We start from the raw sequence: 3,101 nt of genomic DNA on the forward strand, positions 1-3,101 counted from the left end.
CTCGGTCCACAGGATGTGCTCATACATGTCGTCGGTGGCGACGAACACGTCGGGATACTTGAGCAGCACCTCACCAAGCGCCGCCAGCTCGGCCTTGGAGTAGGCCTTGCCGCTGGGGTTGGACGGGCTGTTGAGCACGACCAGCCGCGTCTTCGGCGTGATTGCCGCTTCGAGCTGTTCGGCGGTGATCTTGAACGAGGCGTCCATCGTGGTCTCGATGACCACCGGCTTGCCGCCCGCCAGCAGCGCCATGTCCGGGTAGCTGACCCAGTACGGCGCCGGGATGATGACCTCGTCGCCGTCGTCGATCATCGCTTGGCAAAGGTTGAAGAAGCTCTGCTTGCCACCGCAGGAGACCAGCACTTGGTCCGGCGTGTAGCTCAGGCCGTTGTCGCGCTGGAACTTGTTGACGATGGCGTCCTTCAGTTCCGGCGTGCCACCGACCGGGGTGTAGCGGGTGAAGCCCGCGTCGATGGCGTCCTTGGCCGCCATGCGCACATGCGCCGGCGTGGGGAAATCCGGTTCACCCGCGCCCAGCCCGATAATGTCCTTGCCCTGTCGACGCAGTTCGGCGGCACGCGCGGTGACGGCCAGGGTCGGGGAGGGCTTGATGCGTTGTACGCGCTCGGACAGTTTCAATGGACCGGCTCCAGGTCGGGTAAGAGGCGTGCGTATGATACGGCGCGGCCGGAACGGCACCAACCGTCCGGATGGCCGGTTTGTGTCAGGTTGGCGATGACGACGGGTTCAGTTCGATGCCGAGCCACGCAGGTGCTGCTCGATGCGCGCGAGCTGGTCACGGATTTCCGTCAGCAGCTCCGTGCTCGATGCGCCGTCGGATGGCGGTTGCGTGGCGGGGCCGTCAGTCACGCGATCGCGCTGCCGCAATGCCAGCGCGCGGAAGTCCTCGGTGTTCTCCAGGCCGATCAGGCGGACCAGCGCGCCACCGCTGTCACTCTGGCCTGCGGTTTCCACGCGCAGGCCCTTGAGCCCCAGGTGCCGCATCACCGGTCCCTGGAACGTGGCCAGATCGGTGATCTTCTCCAGCGGAATGCTCTTTTCCTCGCGGTTCCAGATACCGCGATCGACCTGCAGCTCCCGCGTCGTCAGCACCACGTTGAGGGTTTCGAAGTAGCGGTTGTAGTACCACCGGCAGATCGGCAGCAGGATCGGGATCAGTAGGATGCCGACCACCGAACCGACCAGCGAGATGACGAGCAGGAGCAGGTGGTAGCGGACCGCCCGCGGCGAGATCGCGGGGTTGCTCAGGACCTTGTTCGGCTCGTCCATGACGTGTTCCTCGGGTTGTCGGTGTGTCCGCGTTCAGCGTAGCCCAGCGCTCAGCATCCGTCGCGGCCGGGAACCTGCCCGGATGATCGGGCTCTACAGCGAAAGCCCACCCGGTCGAGCGCGTATCATGACCGTTCAGCTTCTTTGCAGCATGCCGTGACCGACTCATTCGAACTCAAGGCGGACTGGGCGCCGGCCGGCGATCAGCCCACGGCCATTGGCCAGATGGTGGACGGCATCGAGAGCGGCCTGTCGCACCAGACGCTGCTGGGCGTGACCGGTTCCGGCAAGACCTATTCGATCGCCAACGTGATCCAGCAGGTACAGCGGCCAACGCTGGTCATGGCGCCGAACAAGACCCTGGCCGGTCAGCTCTACGGCGAGTTCCGCGAGTTCTTCCCGAACAACGCGGTCGAGTACTTCGTCAGCTACTACGACTACTACCAGCCCGAGGCCTACGTGCCGTCGTCGGACACGTACATCGAGAAGGACTCGAGCATCAACGATCACATCGAGCAGATGCGCCTGTCCGCGACCAAGGCGCTGATGCAGCGGCGCGACGTGATCATCGTCGCCTCCGTGTCCTGCATCTACGGTCTGGGTGACCCGGAAAGCTACTTCCAGATGGTGCTGCATCTGGATCGCGGCGACCGGCTGGATCAGCGCGAACTGCTGCGGCGCCTCACCTCGATGCAGTACACCCGCAATGATCTGGAGCTGAAGCGCGGCACCTACCGGGTGCGCGGCGATGTGATCGACATCCACCCGGCGGAAAGCGATGAAGAGGCGCTGCGCGTCGAGTTGTTCGATGACGAGATCGAGAGCCTGTCACTGTTCGACCCGCTGACCGGCGAGGTGCGCGGCAAGGTGCCGCGTTACACGATTTTCCCGAAGACGCACTACGTGACCCCGCGCGAGCGGATGGTCAAGCTCATGGATCAGGTGCGCGACGAGTTGCGGGAGCGCCTGGCGCAGCTCCGCAAGGCCGGCAAGCTGCTGGAGGCCCAGCGCCTGGAGCAGCGGACCATGTTCGATCTGGAGATGATCCAGGAGGTCGGCTACTGCAACGGCATCGAGAACTACTCGCGCTACATCTCCGGCCGTGCGCCGGGCGAGCCACCGCCCTGTCTGTTCGATTACCTGCCGCCGGATGCGCTGCTGGTCATCGACGAGTCCCATGTCACCGTCCCGCAGGTCGGGGCGATGTACAAGGGCGACCGCTCGCGCAAGGAAACGCTGGTCGAATATGGCTTCCGGCTGCCGTCGGCGCTGGACAACCGGCCGCTGAAGTTCGAGGAATTCGAGCACCTCGCGCCGCAGACGATCTTCGTCTCCGCCACGCCCGGTCCGTACGAGGATGCGCATACCGGGCAGATCGTCGAGCAGGTGGTCCGGCCGACCGGGCTGGTTGATCCGCAGGTCGAGATCCGGCCGGTGCGCACCCAGGTCGATGACCTGCTCAGCGAGGTGCAGGTGAGGGCGGAGCGCGACGAGCGGGTGCTGGTCACGACGCTGACCAAGCGCATGGCCGAGGATCTGACCGACTACCTCCATGAACACGGCGTGCGCGTGCGCTACCTGCATTCGGACATCGACACGGTCGAGCGGGCGGAGATTCTCCGCGATCTGCGTCTGGGCGCCTTCGACTGCCTGGTCGGCATCAACCTCCTGCGCGAGGGCCTGGACCTGCCCGAGGTCTCGCTGGTGGCGATTCTGGATGCCGACAAGGAGGGCTTCCTGCGCTCGGAGACCTCGCTGATCCAGACGGTGGGCCGGGCCGCGCGGAACGCCGATGGCCGGGTCATCATGTA

At 65.2% G+C, this 3,101-nt stretch carries 3 protein-coding genes; 1 reads left to right on the top strand and 2 read right to left on the bottom strand.

The features are described 5' to 3' along the window. Nucleotides 1-639, bottom strand: a 639-nt coding sequence (locus tag ABNS06_RS02410) for an aminotransferase class I/II-fold pyridoxal phosphate-dependent enzyme (protein ID WP_348672369.1), incomplete at its 3' end; no start/stop codon positions are given. Nucleotides 640-747: 108 nt separating this feature from the next. After that, nucleotides 748-1,290 carry a PH domain-containing protein gene (locus ABNS06_RS02415; protein ID WP_348672370.1) on the bottom strand — a complete coding sequence of 181 codons (543 nt, stop codon included), beginning with the start codon at nucleotides 1,288-1,290 and terminating at the stop codon, nucleotides 748-750. Nucleotides 1,291-1,446: 156 nt separating this feature from the next. Between ABNS06_RS02415 and uvrB the strand changes: the two genes are divergently transcribed. Beyond that, nucleotides 1,447-3,101: excinuclease ABC subunit UvrB (gene uvrB, locus ABNS06_RS02420; RefSeq protein WP_348672371.1), on the top strand; the 1,655-nt coding region annotated here is incomplete at its 3' end.

This window comes from uncultured Abyssibacter sp. (assembly GCF_964000955.1).
Classification (GTDB): Bacteria; Pseudomonadota; Gammaproteobacteria; order Nevskiales; family OUC007; genus Abyssibacter.

What these genes read in the sequence shown, in the direction of transcription:
- ABNS06_RS02415 (WP_348672370.1), bottom strand. Translation starts at nt 1,290, where the DNA reads ATGGACGAGCCGAACAAGGTCCTGAGCAACCCCGCGATCTCGCCGCGG.